The organism is Streptomyces sp. AM25 (assembly GCF_058146165.1).
In genome coordinates this window covers 253,738-273,096 of sequence record NZ_JBKIWN010000004.1, presented here as the reverse complement: position 1 = coordinate 273,096, position 19,359 = coordinate 253,738, and the positions used below count along the sequence as shown (strand labels likewise).

General features: G+C 71.1%; 17 protein-coding genes. 3 read left to right on the top strand and 14 right to left on the bottom strand.

Annotation, left to right across the window (positions count from 1 at the left end):
• Positions 1–109: 109 nt before the first annotated feature.
• From ACLHRZ_RS07410 to rpsD, 7 genes are all read right to left on the bottom strand, one after another.
• A complete protein-coding gene (locus tag ACLHRZ_RS07410; protein WP_490417460.1) occupies positions 110–955 on the bottom strand; it encodes a shikimate dehydrogenase in 846 nt (281 codons plus the stop codon).
• Positions 952–2,529, bottom strand: a complete 1,578-nt coding sequence (mltG, locus tag ACLHRZ_RS07405; protein ID WP_490417459.1) for an endolytic transglycosylase MltG — start codon at positions 2,527–2,529, stop codon at positions 952–954. The genes ACLHRZ_RS07410 and mltG overlap by 4 nt, the downstream gene beginning before the upstream one ends.
• A gap of 134 nt (positions 2,530–2,663) precedes the next feature.
• A complete protein-coding gene (ruvX, locus tag ACLHRZ_RS07400; RefSeq protein ID WP_490417458.1) occupies positions 2,664–3,128 on the bottom strand; it encodes a Holliday junction resolvase RuvX in 465 nt (154 codons plus the stop codon).
• A gap of 5 nt (positions 3,129–3,133) precedes the next feature.
• The gene (gene alaS / locus ACLHRZ_RS07395; protein WP_490417457.1) at positions 3,134–5,803 is read right to left on the bottom strand and encodes an alanine--tRNA ligase; all 2,670 of its coding nucleotides are present in this window, start codon (positions 5,801–5,803) and stop codon (positions 3,134–3,136) included.
• Entirely contained in the window at positions 5,803–6,159 is a 357-nt protein-coding gene (locus tag ACLHRZ_RS07390) for a DUF6167 family protein (protein WP_490417456.1), read from the bottom strand. Before ACLHRZ_RS07390 ends, alaS begins: the two co-directional genes overlap by 1 nt.
• Positions 6,160–6,167: 8 nt before the next feature.
• A complete protein-coding gene (locus ACLHRZ_RS07385; protein ID WP_490417455.1) occupies positions 6,168–6,599 on the bottom strand; it encodes a DUF948 domain-containing protein in 432 nt (143 codons plus the stop codon).
• 197 nt (positions 6,600–6,796) lie between these two features.
• Complete coding sequence (gene rpsD / locus ACLHRZ_RS07380) at positions 6,797–7,411, bottom strand: 30S ribosomal protein S4 (protein ID WP_490417454.1); 615 nt, start codon at positions 7,409–7,411, stop codon at positions 6,797–6,799.
• A gap of 188 nt (positions 7,412–7,599) precedes the next feature.
• Between rpsD and ACLHRZ_RS07375 the strand changes: the two genes are divergently transcribed.
• Positions 7,600–8,316 carry a DUF2470 domain-containing protein gene (locus ACLHRZ_RS07375; protein ID WP_490417453.1) on the top strand — a complete coding sequence of 239 codons (717 nt, stop codon included), beginning with the start codon at positions 7,600–7,602 and terminating at the stop codon, positions 8,314–8,316.
• Positions 8,317–8,323: 7 nt separating this feature from the next.
• Here ACLHRZ_RS07375 and ACLHRZ_RS07370 read toward each other — a convergent pair whose 3' ends face one another.
• The 4 genes from ACLHRZ_RS07370 to ACLHRZ_RS07355 form a co-directional block, all read right to left on the bottom strand.
• Positions 8,324–9,682 (bottom strand): replication-associated recombination protein A, encoded by a 1,359-nt coding sequence (locus ACLHRZ_RS07370; protein WP_490417452.1) that lies wholly within the window; start codon positions 9,680–9,682, stop codon positions 8,324–8,326.
• An 88-nt stretch (positions 9,683–9,770) separates the two neighbouring features.
• Positions 9,771–10,421, bottom strand: a complete 651-nt coding sequence (locus tag ACLHRZ_RS07365; protein WP_490417451.1) for a vitamin K epoxide reductase family protein — start codon at positions 10,419–10,421, stop codon at positions 9,771–9,773.
• A 58-nt stretch (positions 10,422–10,479) separates the two neighbouring features.
• Entirely contained in the window at positions 10,480–11,742 is a 1,263-nt protein-coding gene (gene hisS, locus ACLHRZ_RS07360; RefSeq protein WP_490417450.1) for a histidine--tRNA ligase, read from the bottom strand.
• 11 nt (positions 11,743–11,753) lie between these two features.
• Positions 11,754–12,464, bottom strand: a complete 711-nt coding sequence (locus tag ACLHRZ_RS07355; protein WP_490417449.1) for an MBL fold metallo-hydrolase — start codon at positions 12,462–12,464, stop codon at positions 11,754–11,756.
• A gap of 202 nt (positions 12,465–12,666) precedes the next feature.
• Here ACLHRZ_RS07355 and ACLHRZ_RS07350 point away from each other — a divergent pair, with 202 nt between their 5' ends.
• Entirely contained in the window at positions 12,667–13,494 is an 828-nt protein-coding gene (locus tag ACLHRZ_RS07350; RefSeq protein WP_490417491.1) for a peptidylprolyl isomerase, read from the top strand.
• A gap of 211 nt (positions 13,495–13,705) precedes the next feature.
• Entirely contained in the window at positions 13,706–14,935 is a 1,230-nt protein-coding gene (locus ACLHRZ_RS07345; protein WP_490417448.1) for a DUF349 domain-containing protein, read from the top strand.
• Between the two features lie 60 nt (positions 14,936–14,995).
• On the opposite strand, the gene ACLHRZ_RS07340 is transcribed toward ACLHRZ_RS07345, so the two are convergent.
• The 3 genes from ACLHRZ_RS07340 to secF all read right to left on the bottom strand — a co-directional run bounded on the left by ACLHRZ_RS07340 (position 14,996) and on the right by secF (position 19,359).
• Positions 14,996–17,506: a RelA/SpoT family protein gene (locus ACLHRZ_RS07340; RefSeq protein ID WP_490417447.1), complete on the bottom strand. Its 2,511-nt coding sequence runs from the start codon at positions 17,504–17,506 to the stop codon at positions 14,996–14,998.
• 165 nt (positions 17,507–17,671) lie between these two features.
• Positions 17,672–18,238: an adenine phosphoribosyltransferase gene (locus tag ACLHRZ_RS07335; RefSeq protein ID WP_490417446.1), complete on the bottom strand. Its 567-nt coding sequence runs from the start codon at positions 18,236–18,238 to the stop codon at positions 17,672–17,674.
• Complete coding sequence (gene secF, locus ACLHRZ_RS07330) at positions 18,235–19,359, bottom strand: protein translocase subunit SecF (RefSeq protein WP_490417445.1); 1,125 nt, start codon at positions 19,357–19,359, stop codon at positions 18,235–18,237. Before secF ends, ACLHRZ_RS07335 begins: the two co-directional genes overlap by 4 nt.

The window sequence follows — 19,359 nt, the reverse complement described above, 5'->3', positions numbered from 1 at the left end:
GACGGGCCGCGGCAACCCGGCCCGCCACCCCCGATCCTCCCATGCCGCGGGCCGTTCCCCGGCTGCCGGTCCAGGGTGTGGACCTACTGCGTCAGGTTGTGGGACGCCGTCAGCGGCCGCGGGCGGCCAGCGCGGCCTCGCCCGCGGCGCGCATCGCGGCCAGCGGGCCCGGGGCGCGGCCGGTCATCTGCTCGACCTGGAGGACCGCCTGGTGCACCAGCAGGTCCAGGCCGCCGACGACGGCGCCGCCGCGCTGGTGCCACGCGGCGGCCAACGGGGTCGGCCACGGCTCGTAGAGCACGTCGAAGAGCGTGCCGGGCCGCTCGGGCACGGAGGCCGCCAGGGCGTCGGTGGCGCCGGCGGGGGTGGTGGCCACGACCAGCGGGGCGGCGAAGGCCTCGGCGGCGTCCGCCCAGTCGGCCGTGCGCACGGGGACGCCGAGCCGCTCGCCCCACCGCCGCATCTCGGCGGCGCGCTCCGCGCTGCGGACGTAGACGGTGACCTCGCCGGTGCAGATGCGGGCGAGCGCGGCGAGGGCGGAGGAGGCGGTGGCCCCGGCGCCGAGGACGGCGGCGGAGCCGGTCTTCTCGACGCCCCGCTCGTGCAGGGCGGCCGCGATGCCGGGGATGTCGGTGTTGTCGCCGAGGCGCCGGCCGTCCTCGGTGAACACGACGGTGTTGACGGCCTCCACCGAGCGGGCGGTGGCGCTGACCTCGTCCAGCAGCGGGATGACCGCGCGCTTGAGCGGCATGGTCAGGGACAGCCCGGCCCACTCGCCGCCGAGCCCCTCCAGGAAGGCGGGCAGCGCGGCCTCGTCGACCTCGAAGCGGTCGTACGCCCAGTCCTGCAGGCCCAGTTCGGCATAGGCGGCCCGGTGCAGCACCGGGGAGAGCGAGTGGGCGATCGGCGAACCGAGCACCGCCGCGCGGCGGCGGTGCTGCGTCAGGTCACTCATCCCTGCTTCTTCTTTTTCTGGCTGTCGTTGAACTCGCGGACGAGCTTGTCGTGCTCGGCAAGGGTGTTGGCGAACTGCGTCTTGCCGTCGATGGAGACGAAGTAGTACCAGTCCCCCGGCTCCGGGTCCATGGCCGCCTGCAGGGCCACCATGCCCGGGTTGCCGATGGGGCCGGGCGGCAGCCCCTTGTGCACGTAGGTGTTGTACGGGTCCTGGTCGGAATGGATCTCCGCCGTCCCGATGTTGATCTTGCTCTGGTTCTTGAGGTAGTTGAAGGTCGAGTCGAACTGCAGCTTGCCGTTCGTCTCGGTGTTGGTGGGCTTGAGACGGTTGTAGACGACCCGCGCCATCTTGCGGAAGTCGTCGTGCGTCACGCCCTCGGCCTGCACCAGACTGGCCACCGTGACGAGCTGCATGGGCGACTTCAGGCCGAGCTCCTTGGCCTTGCCGTCCAGGTCCTGCTGCGCGTAGTTGTCCTTCGCGCGGGCCACCATCTGGCGCAGGATGTCCTCCGGCTTGGTGCCCTTGCCCGCGTTGTACTGCGACGGGAAGAGGAAGCCCTCCAGCGGGTCCTTGATCTTCGCGTCGTCGTTCGCCCAGTCCGGCAGCCCCAGGTTCTTCGCCTGGTCCTTGGCGACGTCCTTGGTCGTGCCGGGCTTGAGGTCGAGCTTCTTGTCGATCGACGCGTAGACGTCGACGGCCCGGGTGCCCTCGCCGAAGGTGAGGAAGTTGGTGTTGTCGCTCATCATCGCGATGGCCGCCTGCGCCGACATCTCCTTGCGCAGGCTGTACGTGCCCGGCTGGATGCCCTTGCCCTTGGCACTCTTGTCGGCCGCCTCGGCGAACGCGCGGGCGCTCTTGACGACGCCGTTCTTCTCCAGGATCTGGCCCATCTCGGTCAGGCTCGACCCCTTGGGGATCGTGACCTGGACCTGGCCGTCGCCCTCGCCCTCGAAGTCGGGCGCCGGGCCGAAGTGGGCCTGCCAGTAGTCGTACCCCAGGTACCCCGCGCCGCCCACACCGCCGACCAGCACCACGGCGACCAGCAGACAGGCGGTGCCGCTGCGGCGCTTCTTGGGCTTCTTCGAGCGCCGCTCCCGGCCGCGCCTGCGCTCGCCCGCCGGTTCGTCCCCGTCCTCGTCGCCGACGGGGACCGCCGGGGCCTCGGCCGGGTCGTCGAAGAGGGAGATCCGGTCGTCCGCGGGCTCCGCCTCGGCGGTGCGCTGCTCGCCGACGTACGGGACGTGGTGCTGCCCCGTCTGCTCCTGCGGCGGGTAGGGGTCGGTGTGGCCGTAGTGGTCCACGTGCTGTTCCACAGGCTGGCCGACCGGATACGTGCCGGTGTGCTGCTCGGTGTACGGGACCGCGCCGGGCTGTGCGGCGTAGGGACCCCCCGTGTCCTGCGAGGGGTCCCAGCCGTACTGCTGCTGACCGGGGTAGTGCTGCTGGCCGTAGGGCTGCTGCTGCACCTGCTGCTGCGCGGGGTACTGCTGCCCGGCGTACCCCTGGTCCCCGTACAGGGGATCCTCGGGGTGCCACGGTTGGGAGCCGGGACCCCGGCCGTACTCAGTCATCTATCCCCTAGTGCCGCACAGCGGCAGCCGATGAGCGCCCCTTGAAGCCTCGCGGAGCGCAGGTCCGATATCTCGTCCTGCCCGGCAGAGATTCGAACAGCTGCCATGTCGCGCGGAACGTTACCGTATTGCGATCAGATGACCACGTCGACGGCCTCGCCCGGGGGCCGCCCCGAGACCTTCTCGGTCTCCAGGGCGTTCTGGAGGATCACCACGGCCGCGGCCTGATCCACCACCGACCGGCCCTTCTTGGAGCTGACGCCCGAGGCCCGCAGCCCCTGCGCCGCTGTGACGGTTGTCATCCGCTCGTCGACCAGCCGGACCGGGACCGGCGCGACGCGCCGGGCCATCTCCCGGGCGAAGGCCCGCACCTTGGCGGCCGCCGGGCCCTCCCGCCCGCTGAGCGAGCGGGGCAGGCCGACGACGACCTCGATGGGCTCGTACTCCGCGACGATCGCCGCCAGCCGCTTGTGGGCCTGCGGGATGTCCCGGCCGGGAACGGTCTCCACCGGGGTGGCGAGGACCCCGTCGGGGTCGCACGAGGCGACCCCGATCCGGGCGTCCCCGACATCCACGGCGATGCGCCTGCCGCGTCGCACCGCGATCAGGCCGCTTCCGCGACGAGACGCTCGACGGCGGCCATGGCCTCGCCGACGGCCTCCGGGTTCTGGCCGCCGCCCTGGGCGACGTCCGGCTTGCCGCCGCCACCGCCGCCGAGGGTCTTGGCGGCCGTGCGCACCAGGTCACCGGCCTTCAGACCGCGCTCGCGGGCGGCGTCGTTGGTGGCGATCACCGTCAGCGGACGGCCGTTGGCCACCGTGAACAGGGCGACGACGGCCGGGCGGCCGCCGTTGATCCGGCCGCGCACGTCGAGGACCAGCTTGCGCAGGTCGTCGGCGCCCGTGCCGTCGGCCACCCGACCCGTCACCAGGGCCACGCCGCGGACGTCCTTGGCGCCCTCGGCCAGACCGGCGGCGGCCTGCAGGACCTTCTCGGCGCGGAAGCGCTCGATCTCCTTCTCGGCCTCGCGGAGCTTGGCGAGCATTCCGGAGATCTTCTCCGGCAGCTCCTCCGGGCGGCCCTTGACCAGCTCGGTCAGCTGGGCGACGACCGTGTGCTCCTTGGCCAGGAAGTTGTAGGCGTCGGCACCGACCAGGGCCTCGACGCGGCGCACACCGGAGCCGATCGAGGACTCGCCGAGCAGCTTCACCAGGCCCAGCTGGGCGGTGTTGGCGACGTGCGTACCGCCGCACAGCTCCTTGGAGAAGTCGCCGATGGTCACGACGCGCACGCGCTCGCCGTACTTCTCGCCGAACTCGGCGATGGCACCGGCCTTCTTGGCCTCGTCCAGGCTCATGACCTCGGCGTGGACCTCGAGTTCACGGGAGAGGACCTCGTTGATCTTCTGCTCGACGTCGGTGAGCACGCTGCCGGGCACGGCGGCGGGCGAGCCGAAGTCGAAGCGGAAGCGGCCGGGCGAGTTCTCCGAACCGGCCTGGGCGGCCGTCGGGCCGAGGGCGTCGCGCAGCGCCTGGTGGGTGAGGTGGGTGGCGCTGTGGGCACGGGCGATGGCCCGACGGCGCGTCACATCGATGGCGGCGTAGGCGGATGCGCCGAGCGTGACCTCGCCGACCTGGACGACGCCCTTGTGCACGCTGACGCCCGGAACCGGCTTCTGCACGTCGCGGACCTCGATGACCGCGCCGTTGTCGAGCCTGATCCGGCCCTGGTCGGCGAGCTGGCCGCCGCCCTCGGCGTAGAAGGGGGTGCGGTCGAGGACGACCTCGACCTCGTCGCCCTCGGTGGCGGCGGGCGAGGGCACGCCGTCCACCAGCAGACCGACGACCGTGGCCTCGTTCTCGGTGTGGGAGTAGCCCGTGAAGGAGGTCTCGCCGGACTCGTCGGCCAGGATGCGGTAGGCGGAGAGGTCGGCGTGGCCGCTCTTCTTCACCATGGCGTCGGCCTTGGCGCGGTCCCGCTGCTCCTTCATCAGGCGGCGGAAACCGGTCTCGTCCACCGACAGGCCCTGCTCGGCGGCCATCTCCAGGGTGAGGTCGATCGGGAAGCCCCAGGTGTCGTGGAGCAGGAAGGCCTTCTCGCCGGCCAGGACGGTGCCGCCGCCGGCCTTCGTCTCGGTGACGGCCGAGTCGAGGATGTTGGTGCCGGCCTTCAGCGTCTTGAGGAAGGCGGCCTCCTCGGCGAGCGCGACGGTCTCGATGCGCTTGCGGTCCGTCTCCAGCTCCGGGTACTGCTCGCCCATCGTCTTGATGACGGTGTCGACGAGCTCGCCGACGACGGGGCCGGTGGCGCCCAGCAGGCGCATGTTGCGGATGGCGCGGCGCATGATGCGGCGCAGGACGTAGCCGCGGCCCTCGTTGCCGGGGGTGACGCCGTCGCCGATGAGCATGGTGGACGTGCGCATGTGGTCGGCGACCACGCGCAGCGAGACGTCCGTGTCGTGGGCGGCGCCGTAGCGGACGCCGGTCAGCTCGGTGGCCTTGTCCATGACGACGCGCAGGGTGTCGGTCTCGTACATGTTCTGCACGCCCTGCAGGATCATCGCCAGGCGCTCGAGGCCGAGGCCCGTGTCGATGTTCTTGCTCGGCAGGTCCCCGAGGATCGGGAACTCCTCCTTGCCGGCGCCCTCACCGCGCTCGTACTGCATGAAGACCAGGTTCCAGATCTCCACGTACCGCTCGTCGTTGACGGCCGGGCCGCCCTCGGCGCCGAACTCGGGGCCGCGGTCGTAGTTGATCTCGGAGCAGGGGCCGCAGGGGCCGGGGACGCCCATGGACCAGAAGTTGTCCTTCTTGCCCAGGCGCTGGATCCGCTCGGCGGGGACGCCGACGACGTCCCGCCAGATCTGCTCGGCCTCGTCGTCGTCCTGGTAGACGGTGATCCAGAGCTTCTCCGGCTCCAGACCGAAGCCGCCGTCGGCGACCGGCGTCGTCAGCAGCTCCCAGGAAAGCTTGATGGCGCCTTCCTTGAAGTAGTCGCCGAAGGAGAAGTTGCCGCACATCTGGAAGAACGTGCCGTGCCGGGTCGTCTTGCCGACCTCTTCGATGTCCGGCGTGCGGACGCACTTCTGCACGCTGGTGGCGCGCGGGAAGGGCGGCTTGACCTCACCCAGGAAGTAGGGCTTGAAGGGCACCATGCCCGCGGGGACCAGCAGCAGCGTCGGGTCGTCCGCGATGAGCGACGCCGACGGCACGACGGTGTGCCCGCGCTCCTCGAAGAAGCGCAGCCAGCGGCGGCGGATTTCAGCCGACTCCATCAGTGGTCCTCTTTCCGGGTCGAGTTGGTCGAGTTGTAGGTGTGGGGCGAGTGAAGCTGGGTGCGCTGCCGGACGGGGGCGCCCTGCGGGCGCTGACCGGGCAGTGCGCGGTGGCCGGGCTCCGGCTCCGGCGCGCTCAGCCCGAGCGCGTCCTTGAGCGCCGCCTCGCGGTGCGCCATGCCGTCCGCGACGTCCAGTGCGAAGAGCTTGACCCGGCGGCCCGCGACGACCGCGCGGTCCGCGGCCTGCAGGGCCAGGCTCTCCGGCGTGAGCTTGTTCAGCGTGCGGTTGACCTTGGTCGTGGCCCACACACCGGCGGCGACACCGGTGGTGAACCAGAAGGCGCGGCGAAACATTTCTGGGGTCAACCCTTCCCACGGGTACGGCGGCTGCCGCGCCGGGCGGACGGCAGGCTCTTGCCGACGAAGACGGTGCTCTGCGGGGCGTCCTTCTCGCGGCGGCCCATCGCCCGGCGGACGCCGTAGCCGAAGGCCGCGACCTTGACCAGCGGCCCGCCGAAGGCGGAGGAGACGGTCGAGGACAGCGCCGAGGCGTTCGCCGTGACCTCCTGGACGTCCGCGGCGATCGAGTCGACGCGGGCCAGCTGGGTGTTGGCGGAGCGCACGGTCGCGGAGGCGTCGGCCAGCAGCGGCACGGCCTGCTCGGTGACCTCGGCGACCAGCCTGGTGGCCGCCTTCAGCGTCTGCGCGAGGCGGACCAGCACCAGGGCGATGAACGAGACGAGGATCGCCCAGAAGACGGCCACGAGGATCCCGGCCACCTCTCCACCGGACACGCTGCACCGCTCCCTGCTGTTGCATCTCACTAAACGTCGGGTTCCGACCTTATCGCGCCGGACCTGCGGGGCCGTACCGCATTACCGTGCGCAGCAGGGCGGGGCGGACGGGGCCGGGAACGCACAAGCCCGCCGGCTCGCCGGCCGCAGGGGCCGGGAGACGACGGGCTGAGCAGAAGGTGAGCTCTACGACCGGATCAACGGGCGTAGTACTCGACGACGAGCTGCTCGTCGCAGATCACGGGGATCTCCTTGCGGTTCGGCTCACGGTCCAGGCGGAAGGCCAGGGCGGCCAGGTTCACCTGGAGGTAGCGCGGGGTCTCACCGTCGGCGGCGAAGCCGCCGGCGCGGGCGACCTCGAAGAGGGCCTTGGAGCGGCTGCGCTCGCGGACCATCACGACGTCGTCGGGGCGGACGCGGAAGGACGGCTTGTCGACCTTGCCGCCGTTGACCTCGATGTGGCCGTGGACGACCATCTGACGGGCCTGGTAGATGGTGCGGGCGATGCCCGAACGCAGGACCAGGGCGTCGAGGCGGCGCTCGAGCTCGACCACCAGGGCCTCACCCGTCTTGCCCTCGGCCTTCTTGGCGCGGTCGTAGGCGCGGGCCATCTGGCGCTCGCTGATGTCGTACTGGGCGCGCAGACGCTGCTTCTCGAGCAGACGGACCTTGTAGTCCGAGTTCTGCTTGCGGCCACGGCCGTGCTCGCCCGGCGGGTAGGGGCGGGCCTCGAAGTACTTGACGGCCTTCGGCGTCAGGGCGATGCCGAGTGCACGGGACTTCTTGACCTTGGGACGCGACTGGTTAGGCACGTTCTCCAGACCTCCGTTGTAGGTTAGGTTAGGCTCACCTTACTCAAGGAGATCGCATGTCTCGTCCGGGGAACACCAGTCACATCACGGACAGCACGAAGAAAGCCGACGCTCTCGATGGCGTCGACATGACGGAGGTCCGATCAGATCGTGGTCAGCCGCGTCCCAGCGGACTTGAAATCGCACGGATGCCGTCAGCAGCCGAGCGCACACGAACTCTCGTACAGAGTACATGCTCCGGAGCACTGTTGATCCCCGGCCTCGACGCCATGCGATCCGACCTGCTCGTTCCCGAGGCCCGCACGGTGGGCCCCGACGGCGAGATCCTGCTGGTGTTCCCCGCCGACTCCCCGGCCGTCCGGGCCGCCACCCACGCGGTGGACGACGAGCTGACGGCCGTCCTGGAGCTGACCGACGTGGCCCCCGTCTCGGTGCCCGACCGGATCCGCGGCCGCGCCTGGCTCTCCGGCTGGCTGACCTGCCTGCCCGGGGTCGCCGAGCCGGGGCGGATGGTGCTGCGGCTGGAGCTCGGCGACATCTGCGTGGACGACCTGTGGGGTGTGGAGAACGCCGAGCCGGACGAGTTCACCCGGGCCGCCGCCGATCCGCTGGCGGAGTACGAGACGGAGCTGCTGCAGCACCTGCACGCGTCCCACGACGAGCAGATGCTCGGCCTCTATTCGCTGCTGGGCGAGCGGGCCGACGGCGCCCGCACCGCGGGCGACCGCGCCGTGCCGCTGGCCCTGGACCGCTTCGGCTTCCGCGTGCGCTTCACCCGCGCCCGGGGCGACGGCACGGCGGCGGACCGCTCCTTCGACGCCCGCTTCGAGTTCCCGGCGCCGGTCCGCGACATCGCGGGGCTCCGCAGGGCGATGCACACGCTGTTCGAGGCGGCGCTGGAGTAGGGGCTCCTCAGCCCTCCGACCCGCCGCGCAGGCGGCCCCGCACCCGCTCGACGACGTCGGCGTACCTCGCCTCGGCCCCGTACCGCGTCGGCTCGTAGTACCGCTTGCCGTGGACCGCGTCCGGCGCGTACTGCTGCGTGGCGATCCCTCCCGGCACGTCGTGCGGGTACACGTACCCCTGCGCGTGCCCCAGCTTCTCCGCACCCTTGTAGTGCCCGTCGCGCAGGTGCGGCGGCACGGGCCCGGCGAGACCCGCCCGGACGTCGGCGAGGGCGGCGTCGATGGCCAGGTACGCGGCGTTGGACTTGGGCGCCAGGGCCAGCGCCACGGCGACCTGGCTCAGGACGATGCGGGCCTCCGGGAAGCCGATGAGCGCCACGGCCTGGGCGCCGGCCACGGCCGTCTGCAGGGCCGTGGGGTCGGCCAGGCCGACGTCCTCGCTCGCCGAGATCATCAGCCGCCGGGCGATGAACCGGGGGTCCTCCCCGGCCTCGATCATCCGGGCCAGGTAGTGCAGCGTGGCGTCGACGTCCGAGCCGCGGATGGACTTGATGAGCGCGCTGGCGACGTCGTAGTGCTGGTCACCGGCACGGTCGTACTTCACCGCCGCGCGGTCGACGGAGTCCTCCAGGGTCTCCAGGGTGATCTCGGCCTCGCCCTTGGCGATGGCCGAGCCCGCGCCCGCCTCCAGGGCGGTGAGGGCACGCCGGGCGTCTCCGCCGGCGATGCGCAGCAGGTGCGCCTCCGCGTCCTCGCCGAGGGTCACCGCGCCGCCGAGCCCCCGCTCGTCGGTGAGCGCGCGGTGGACGAGGCCGCGCAGGTCGTCGTCCGTGAGGGCCTGGAGGGTCAGCAGCAGGGAGCGGGAGAGCAGCGGGGAGATGACCGAGAAGTACGGGTTCTCCGTGGTCGCCGCGATGAGGGTGACCCAGCGGTTCTCGACGGCCGGCAGCAGGGAGTCCTGCTGGGCCTTGCTGAAGCGGTGGATCTCGTCCAGGAAGAGGACCGTCTCCTTGCCGTACCCCCCGGAGGCGCGGCGGGCCCCGTCGATGACGGCCCGGACCTCCTTGACGCCGGCGGTGATCGCGGAGAGCTCCACGAAGCGCTTGTTGGTGGCCTGGCTGACGACGTAGGCGAGGGTCGTCTTGCCGATGCCGGGCGGGCCCCAGAGGATCACCGAGGACGGCCCGGCGGGGCCGCCGTTCCCCTCCCCCACCAGCCGGCGCAGGGGCGCGCCCGGCTTGAGCAGGTGGCCCTGCCCGACGACCTCGTCGAGCGTGCGGGGGCGCATACGGACGGCCAGAGGACTGCCGGCCGGGTCCTTCTCCTGGCGGTCCTCTGCAGCTGCGGTGAACAGGTCGGGCTCCACGTCCGAAACCCTAAGCCACAGCACTGACAACGCCGCCGGACCGGGAGGTCCGACGGCGTTGATCAAGACAGCTGCGGGAGGCGGGCGGTCAGGCCGTGCCGCCCGTCCAGAACCACCACCACTTGGTGAGGATCAGCATCCCGATGATGCCGACGTGCAGCACCGGCAGCACCCAGTGGAACTCCAGCAGCATCCGCTTGAGCCCGGCCGACGCGGGCAGGAAGCCGTGCCGGACGTTCTGCACGGTGACGTACCAGAACATCACGATCGTGGCGACCCAGGCCAGGCAGCACCACAGGCACAGCGACCCGATGACGTACAGCGACTGGTACTGCAGCCAGGAGACGAAGCCGACGCCGAAGAGGCAGCCGGCCTGCATACCCAGCCAGTACCAGCGGCGGTAGCGGGCACCGGCCAGCAGGCCCGTACCGACCGCGAGGATCACGCCGTAACAGACGAGCCCGAGCATCGGGTTGGGGAACCCGAAGGCCTTGGCCTGATGGCTCGACATGATGTTGCCGCAGGAGACGATGGGGTTGAGGCTGCAGCCGGGGACGAAGTTCGGGTCCTCCAGCAGCTTGAACTTGTCGAGCGTGATGACCCAGGACGCGAGCACCCCCGCGGCACTGGTGATCACCAGCATCCAGGCGAAGGCCCGGCTGCCGCCCACGGCACCCGAGGCGGGCCCGTCCCGCTCCACGCCGTCGGTGTCGGAACGATCCAGTGCCGAAGTGGTCATAGTGCCGTGGGTCCCATCAGTCGGTCGTTGCACCCATTGTGCCCCAGGGGCCTGACAATCAGCCCTGTGCAGCCAGGAGTTCACTCACGACGGTGTCGAAGGCGACGGACCGCTGTTCGCCGCTTTCCAGATCCTTGATCTGCACCACACCTTCCGCCAGGTCCCGCTCGCCCGCGACGAGCGCGTAGCGCGCGCCCGAGCGGTTGGCCGACTTCATGGCGTTCTTCAGACCCTTGCCGCCGAAGGCGAAGTCGGTGGCGACGCCCGCACGGCGCAGCTCCGTCACGAGGCCGAAGAGCTTCGTGCGGGCCTCCTCGCCGAGCGGCACCGCGAAGACCTGGGTGGGGGCGGGCAGTTCGAGCTCGATGCCCTCGGCCTTGAGCGCCAGGACCGTGCGGTCGACGCCCAGCGCCCAGCCGACGGACGGCAGCGCGGGGCCGCCGATCATCTCGGACAGGCCGTCGTAGCGCCCGCCGCCGCCGACGGCGGACTGCGAGCCGAGGCCGTCGTGGACGAACTCGAAGGTGGTCCGGGTGTAGTAGTCGAGGCCGCGGACCAGCTTGAGGTCGTCCTCGAAGGCGACGCCCGCCGCGGTCAGCAGCTCGCGCACCTGCTCGTGGTAGGCCTTGCAGGCCTCGCACAGGTGGTCGCGGAGCATGGGGGCGCCCACGAGCTGCTTCTGCACGGCCTCGCGCTTGTCGTCCAGCACCCGCAGCGGGTTGATGTCGATGCGGCGGCGGGTGTCCTCGTCCAGGTCGAGCCCGCGCAGGAAGTCCTGCAGCGCGGCGCGGTAGGCGGGGCGGCACTCCTTGTCGCCGAGCGAGTTCAGCAGCAGGCGGAAGTTCCGCAGGCCCAGCGACCTGTAGGCGTCGACGGCCAGGATGATCAGCTCGGCGTCCAGGGCCGGGTCCTCGGCGCCGATGGCCTCGGCGCCGACCTGCGAGAAGTGGCGGTACCGGCCGGCCTGCGGGCGCTCGTAGCGGTAGTACGAGCCGGAGTACCAGAGCTTGACGGGCAGGTTGCCTGCCTTGTGGAGGTTGGCCTCCAGCGCGGCGCGCAGCACGGAGGCGGTGCCCTCGGGGCGCAGGGCGAGCTGGTCGCCGCCGCGCGTGGTGAGGGTGTACATCTCCTTGGTCACGATGTCGGTGGACTCGCCGACGCCGCGGGAGAACAGCTCGACCTGCTCGAAGCCGGGGGTCTCGATGTAGCCGTAGCCGGCGCGCCGGACCGGCGCGGCGATGGCCTCGCGCACGGCCAGGTAGACCGCGGACTCGGGCGGGGTCAGGTCGTAGGTGCCCTTGGGGGCCTTGAAGGTGCTCACGGAAACTTTCGTCACATTCCTCGTCGCGGAGCCGGGGAGAAGGCTCCAGGGCCGGCGGCCACTTCCCGCAGGAAGGGGTTGGTGGCGCGCTCCTGGCCGATGGTCGTCTGGGGGCCGTGGCCGGACAGCACCACGGTCGAGTCGTCGAGCGGCAGGCACGCACGGGCCAGCGACTGGAGGATCTCGGCGTGGTCACCGCCGGGCAGGTCGGTGCGTCCGATGGAGCCGGCGAACAGCAGGTCGCCCGAGAAGAACACCGAGGGGATCTCGGAGGTCTCGGGGAGCCGGAAGGTCACCGACCCCTTGGTATGGCCCGGTGCGTGCGCGACGGTGAACTCCAGGCCCGCGAGGTCGAGACGGGCGCCATCGGACAGCTCCTTGAGGTCGTCCGGCTCCCCCACCGTCAGCTCGCCCATGAGGTGCGCCCCGATGGAGCGGCCGAGCGCCTTCTCCGGGTCGCTCATCATGTAGCGGTCGGCGGGGTGGATCCAGGCCGGGACGTCATGGGCGCCGCACACCGGGACGACCGAGGCGACGTGGTCGAGATGGCCGTGGGTGAGGACGACGGCGACGGGCTTGAGCCGATGCTTCTTCAGCGTCTCCTCGACTCCCTGGGCCGCCTGGTGGCCCGGGTCGATGATCACGCACTCCTCGCCTGCGGCCGGGGCGACCAGGTAACAGTTGGTCCCCCAGGCCCCGGCGGGGAACCCGGCAATGAGCACGTTCGTCCTTAAATGTCGGCCAGCAGAGATCCGGCGGGAGCCCCGGCGAAGGGGCCCGGCCCCCTCAGAGCCTACCGGCGCCACTCCCGCAGCCGCGAACCCGTATACGGTACGGACACACCTGCGATTCGCGGCTCAGTGGCACGACAGACGAACAGTGACACCGACAGTCACGGACGAGACGGTACGAGGAGACGACCCGGTGGTCAGTAACGAGCAGCGGCGGCGGCAGCTCGCCCGTGAGAAGTTCGAGCGGCAGCAGCAGCGCCGCGAGGCGGCCCGGCGCAAGGCCCGCCGGCGCAACGCGGTGATCGCCGCGGGCCTCGCCGCGGTGCTCGCCGCGGGCGGCGGCGCGTACGCCGCAGGCGCCTTCGACAGCAGCAAGAAGGACACGTCGGACTCCGCGGCGGACGCCTCTCCCTCCGCGAAGCCGGACCCGTGCAGCAAGCCGGCGCCGGGCTCGCCCTCCACGAAGACGTGGAAGTCCGAGCCGGAGATGAGCATCGACAAGTCGGCGTCGTACGCGATGAAGCTGAACACGACCTGCGGCGCCATCGACGTCAAACTCGACGCCGAGAACGCCCCGCACACGGTCAACTCGTTCAACTTCCTCGCCGGCGAGGGCTTCTTCGACCACTCCAAGTGCCACCGCCTGACCACCGGCGGGATCTACGTCCTGCAGTGCGGCGACCCCAAGGGCACCGGCCAGGGCGGCCCGGGCTACACGCTGCCCGACGAGAACCTCAAGGACCCGAAGCTCAAGGGCAAGGTCTACCCGGCGGGCACGATCGCGATGGCGAACCAGTACAACGCGCAGACCGGACAAGGCCGCAACACGGGCGGCAGCCAGTTCTTCCTCGTCTACCAGGACAGTCCGCTGCCTCCCGACTACACGCCCTTCGGCACGATCGGCGAGGAGGGCATGAAGACCCTCAAGAAGATCGCCGGTGCCGGTGAGCAGTCGGGCGCGGGCGACGGCGCGCCGAACGCGACCGTCGTCATCGACAAGGCGTCCGTGACCAAGTCCTGATGCGCGGAAGGCGAAATTTCGGTCGCGCGGGATACGGACAGCCGGGCCGCCGTTCGCCTATGTTGGCGTTGTGTAGGGTGCCTGCTCCGACGGCTGCCCGCACCCAGATGATCAAGCCGTCGGACCGGTCGGGGCGCGGCCCCGCCCGGAACAACTGTGGACGATGCGCGAGGGCCGCACGCCGGCCCCGGCATCATGTGGAGGAGGCGCTGTGAGCAGCGACCCATGGGGCCGCGTCGATGAGACGGGGACCGTGTACGTGCGTACCGCCGACGGCGAGAAGGTCGTCGGCTCGTGGCAGGCGGGTTCCCCGGAGGAGGCTCTCGCTTACTTCGAGCGCAAGTACGAAGGCCTGGTCGTCGAGATCGGCCTCCTCGAGCGACGGGTGAGGACCACCGACCTGTCGGCCAAGGACGCGATGACCGCCATCGACCACCTGCGCACCCAGGTCGACGAGCATCACGCCGTCGGCGACCTGGCCGCGCTGGGCGAGCGGCTGAACGCCCTCGTCTCGGTCGTCGACTCGCGCCGCGAGGAGCGCAAGGCGGCGAAGGCGAAGCAGACCGAGGAGGCCCGTACGGCCAAGGAGGCGCTGGTCGCCGAGGCCGAGGAGCTGGCGGCCAGCGAGCAGTGGCGGTCGGCCGGCGAGCGGCTGCGCGCCCTGGTCGACACCTGGAAGGGCCTGCCGCGGCTGGACCGCAAGACGGACGACGAGCTGTGGCACCGCTTCTCGCACGCCCGCTCGGCGTTCTCCAAGCGGCGCAAGGCGCACTTCGCCTCGCTGGACGCGCAGCGCGAGGACGCCCGCAAGGCCAAGGAGAAGCTGGTCGCCGAGGCCGAGTCGCTCTCGGGGTCCACGGACTGGGGCCCCACGGCCGCCCGTTACCGCGAGCTGATGCAGGACTGGAAGGCCGCGGGCCGCGCCCAGCGCGAGGCCGAGGACGAGCTGTGGACCCGTTTCCGCGGCGCGCAGGACGTCTTCTTCCAGGCCCGCAGCGAGGTCTTCGCCGAGCGCGACGCCGAGCAGTCCGGCAACCTCACGCTCAAGGAGGAGCTGGCCGCCGAGGCCGAGAAGCTGCTCCCCGTCACGGACCTGAAGGCGGCGCGGGCCGCGTTCCGTTCGATCAACGAGCGCTGGGAGGCCATCGGCCACGTGCCGCGGGACGCCCGGCCGAAGATCGAGAGCCGGATGCATGCGGTCGAACGCGCCATCCAGGACGCCGAGGAGACGGAGTGGCGGCGTACGAACCCGGAGGCGCGGGCCCGTGCGGCCGGTCTGACCGGGCAGCTCCAGGCCGCGGTCGACAAGCTCCAGGAGCAGGCCGACAAGGCGCGTGCCGCGGGCAACACCGCCAAGGCGGACAAGCTCACCAAGGAACTGGAGGGCCGCAAGGCGCTGCTGGACCAGGCCCTGAAGGGTCTTGAGGAGTTCGGCGGCTGAGCCGTCAGCACATGAGTAAGGGGCGCCGGCCATTGGCCGGCGCCCCTTACTCATGTCCGGCTACGGTCTGCGGGCCGAGGTCACGCGGTAGACGTCGTAGACGCCCTCGACGCCGCGCACCGCCTTCAGCACGTGCCCGAGGTGCTTGGGGTCGCCCATCTCGAAGGTGAAGCGCGAGGTGGCCACCCGGTCGCGGGACGTCTGCACGGCCGCGGAGAGGATGTTGACGTGCTGGTCCGACAGCACGCGCGTGACGTCCGACAGCAGCCGCGACCGGTCCAGGGCCTCCACCTGGATGGCGACCAGGAAGACCGACGACTGGGTGGGCGCCCACTCGACGTCGATGATCCGCTCGGGCTGCTGGGAGAGCGAGTCGACGTTGACGCAGTCGGCGCGGTGCACGGAGATGCCGTTGCCGCGGGTCACGAAGCCGATGATGGGGTCGCCCGGGACGGGCGTGCAGCAGCGGGCCAGCTTGACCCACACGTCGTCGACGCCCTTGACGACCACGCCCGGGTCCGCGGAGGAGCGGCGCTTGGAGCGGGTGCGGATCGGGGCGGACTCCTCGATGTCCTCCGTCGCCGCGTCCTCGCCGCCGAGCGCCTGGACGAGCTTCTGCACCACGCCCTGGGCCGCGACATGGCCCTCGCCGATGGCGGCGTAGAGGGAGGAGATGTCGGGGTAGCGCATCTCGTGCGCGAGGGTGACGAGCGAGTCGCCCGTCAGGATCCGCTGGATCGGCAGGTTCTGCTTGCGCATGGCCCGCGCGATGGCGTCCTTGCCCTGCTCGATGGCCTCGTCGCGGCGCTCCTTGGAGAACCATGCGCGGATCTTGTTGCGGGCGCGCGGGGACTTGACGAAGCCCAGCCAGTCGCGCGAGGGGCCGGCGCCGGGGGCCTTGGAGGTGAAGACCTCCACCAGGTCCCCGTTGTCCAGGGTCGACTCGAGCGGCACCAGGCGCCCGTTGACCCGCGCGCCTATCGTGCGGTGGCCGACCTCGGTGTGCACGGCGTACGCGAAGTCGACCGGGGTGGCCCCCGCGGGCAGCGCTATGACGTCGCCCTTGGGCGTGAAGACGAAGACCTCGTTGCGGGAGAGGTCGAAGCGCAGGGACTCCAGGAACTCGCCCGGGTCCTCCGTCTCCTTCTGCCAGTCGAGCAACTGCCGCAGCCAGGCCATGTCGTTGACGGTGTCCTGGTTCTTGCCGGCGTGCTTGGGCACATCGGTACGGATCTTGGAGGCTCCGGCGACGGCCTCCTGCTTGTACTTCCAGTGCGCGGCGATGCCGTACTCGGCGCGGCGGTGCATGTCGAAGGTGCGGATCTGCAGCTCGACGGGCTTGCCGCTGGGCCCTATGACCGTCGTGTGCAGCGACTGGTACATGTTGAACTTGGGCATCGCGATGTAGTCCTTGAACCGCCCCGGCACCGGGTTCCAGCGGGCGTGGACGGTGCCCAGCGCCGCGTAGCAGTCGCGGACGGTGTCGACGAGGACGCGGATGCCCACCAGGTCGTAGATCTCGGCGAAGTCGCGACCGCGCACGATCATCTTCTGGTAGACGCTGTAGTAGTGCTTCGGGCGCCCGGTGACGGTGGCCTTGATGCGGGCGGCGCGCAGGTCGGACTGCACCTCGTCGATGACGGTCGCCAGGTACTCGTCCCGCTTGGGGGCCCGCTCGGCGACCAGACGCACGATCTCGTCGTACATCTTGGGGTAGAGGATCGCGAAGGCGAGGTCCTCCAGCTCCCACTTGATGGTGTTCATGCCCAGCCGGTGCGCCAGCGGGGCGTAGATCTCCAGCGTCTCGCGGGCCTTCTTCTCCTGCTTCTCCCGCTTGAGATAGCGCATGGTGCGCATGTTGTGCAGCCGGTCGGCGAGCTTGATGACCAGGACGCGCGGGTCCTTGGCCATGGCGACGACCATCTTGCGCACGGTCTCGGCCTGGGCGGCCTCGCCGAACTTGACCTTGTCGAGCTTGGTGACGCCGTCGACGAGCAGGGCGACCTGGTCGCCGAAGTCGCGGCGCAGGGTGTCGAGGCCGTACTCGGTGTCCTCGACGGTGTCGTGCAGCAGGCCCGCCATCAACGTGGCCGGATCCATGCCCAGTTCGGCGAGGATCGTGGTGACGGCCAGCGGGTGGGTGATGTACGGGTCGCCGCTCTTGCGCTTCTGGCCGCGGTGCCAGCGCTCGGCGACCTGGTAGGCGCGCTCGATCTGGCGCAGGGTGGCGACGTCGGCCTTCGGGTCGTTGCCGCGGACGATGCGCAGCAGCGGTTCGAGCACGGGGTTGTACGGGCTCTGGCGCTGGACGCCGAGGCGGGCGAGGCGGGCGCGGACCCGGCTGGAGGAGCCGGGGCGGGGCGCGGGGCCCTGCACGGGGGCGGACCGGACCGGGGCGGGGGCCGGGCGGGCCTCTCCGGCGGTCTTCTCGCTGCGCCCGTCCGGGGCGGGCGCCGGCGCGGGCCCGTCCGCGCCCTGCGGGCGGCCCGTGGGCGTGCCCGCGGCCGCCGCGGCCTCGCGAGCCGTTTTGTCCTGCTGGGCGGCGGTGAGCGGCTGGGCCTCGTCTGGCAAGAGCACTCCTCAGGGGTGTCCGGCCCCCCGATCAGGTCCGGACGTCCGGACTGCCATGGTATCGATCCCGGCCGGGGGGACGCCGCTCGCCCGGCGACCGGGGGAACGGCGGAGGCGGGCACCGGGGTGCTCCCCGGTACCCGCCTCGACGTGTGCGTCGGCCGGTCAGACCGTGATCAGGACCTCCAGCGGCGCGCCCTCCAGGACGGCCTCCAGACGCTCCCGGCCCGGCAGGAAGCCGAGCTCCATCAGCATGGCGACACCCGCCACCTGGGCGCCCGCCCGGCGGATCAGCTTCAGCGAGGCCTCGGCCGTGCCGCCGGTGGCCAGGACGTCGTCGATGACGAGCACCCGGTCGCCGGGCTGCAGTGCGTCCGCGTGTATCTCTATCTCGGCCGTGCCGTACTCCAGCTCGTACGCCTGGGCCAGGGTCGCGCCCGGCAGCTTGCCCGCCTTGCGGACGGGGACGAAGCCGCGGCCGGACCGGACGGCCACGGGGGCCGCCAGGATGAAGCCGCGGGCCTCCAGGCCGACGACCTTGTCCGCCTGGAAGCGCTCGCACAGCTCGGCGAAGGCCTCGGTCAGCGCGCCGAACGCCGTGGCGTCGGCGAGCAGGGGAGTGATGTCCTTGAACATCACGCCCGGCTTCGGGTAGTCGGGGACGTCGGTGATGCGGCTGAGCAGCAGGTCACGCAGCTCCTGGCCGGTGCCCTCGGGGCGGATGGCGTTCACCGGCGCCTCCCCGAGGGGCGACCGCCGCGGTTGCCGCGGCTGCGGCCGCCGTCCTGGCGCTGTCCCACGACACCGGCCGGGGAGGCGTCCTCCGGATCGTCATCGGCGTCGTCGTCGGGCAGGCCGGTGTCCTCGCCGGAGTCGGCCTTGGCGGCCGCGGCCGCCCGCCGGGCGAGCACCCGCTTGGACAGGGCCCGCATCTGCGGGTCGCGCTCCTTGAGGTCGGCGACCAGCGGGGTGGCGATGAAGATCGACGAGTAGGCACCGGCCGCGAGGCCGACGAACAGGGCGAGCGAGATGTCGTTGAGCATGCCCGCGCCCAGGACGCCGCCGCCGATGAACAGCAGTCCGGCGACCGGCAGCAGGGCGACCACCGTGGTGTTGATCGAGCGCACCAGGGTGCCGTTGAGGCTGCGGTTGGCGAGCTCGCTGTAGGTGAAGCGGGTCTGCTTGGTGATGCCCTTCGCGCTCTCCTTGAGGCCGTCGAAGACGACGACGGTGTCGTAGAGCGAGTAACCGAGGATGGTCAGCAGACCGATCACGGTGCCCGGGGTGACCTCGAAGCCGACCAGGGCGTAGATGCCGACGGTGATCGTGAGGTCGTGGACCAGGGCGATCAGGGCGGCCAGCGCCATGCGCCACTCGAAGGCGATCGCCAGGTAGATCACCACGAGGACCATGAAGACGCCGAGGCCCGTCCAGGCCTTGTTGGCGATCTGGTCGCCCCAGCTGGGGCCGACGATGTCCGTGTTGATCTTGTCCGTCGAGACGTCCAGCTTCTTGGCCAGCGCCTCCTGGGTCTTGCGCGACTGGTCCGTGCTGAGCTCGCTGACCTGGACGCGCAGGGTGGTGTCACCGAGCTTCTGGACGGTGGCCACGTGCCCGGAGGCGTCCTGGGCCGTCAGCCGGGCCTGCTCCGCCGAGACGGAGGTCTTGGGCGTGGTGAAGACCGCGCCGCCCTTGAACTCGATGCCCATGTTCAGGCCGCGCACCGACAGGCCGACGATGGCCGTGATGGTGATGAGGATCGAGATGCCGTACCAGATCTTCCGCTTCCCGACGAAGTCGTAGCCGACCTCGCCGCGGTAGAGCCGGGCGCCGAGAGTGCCGAGTCGCGACAT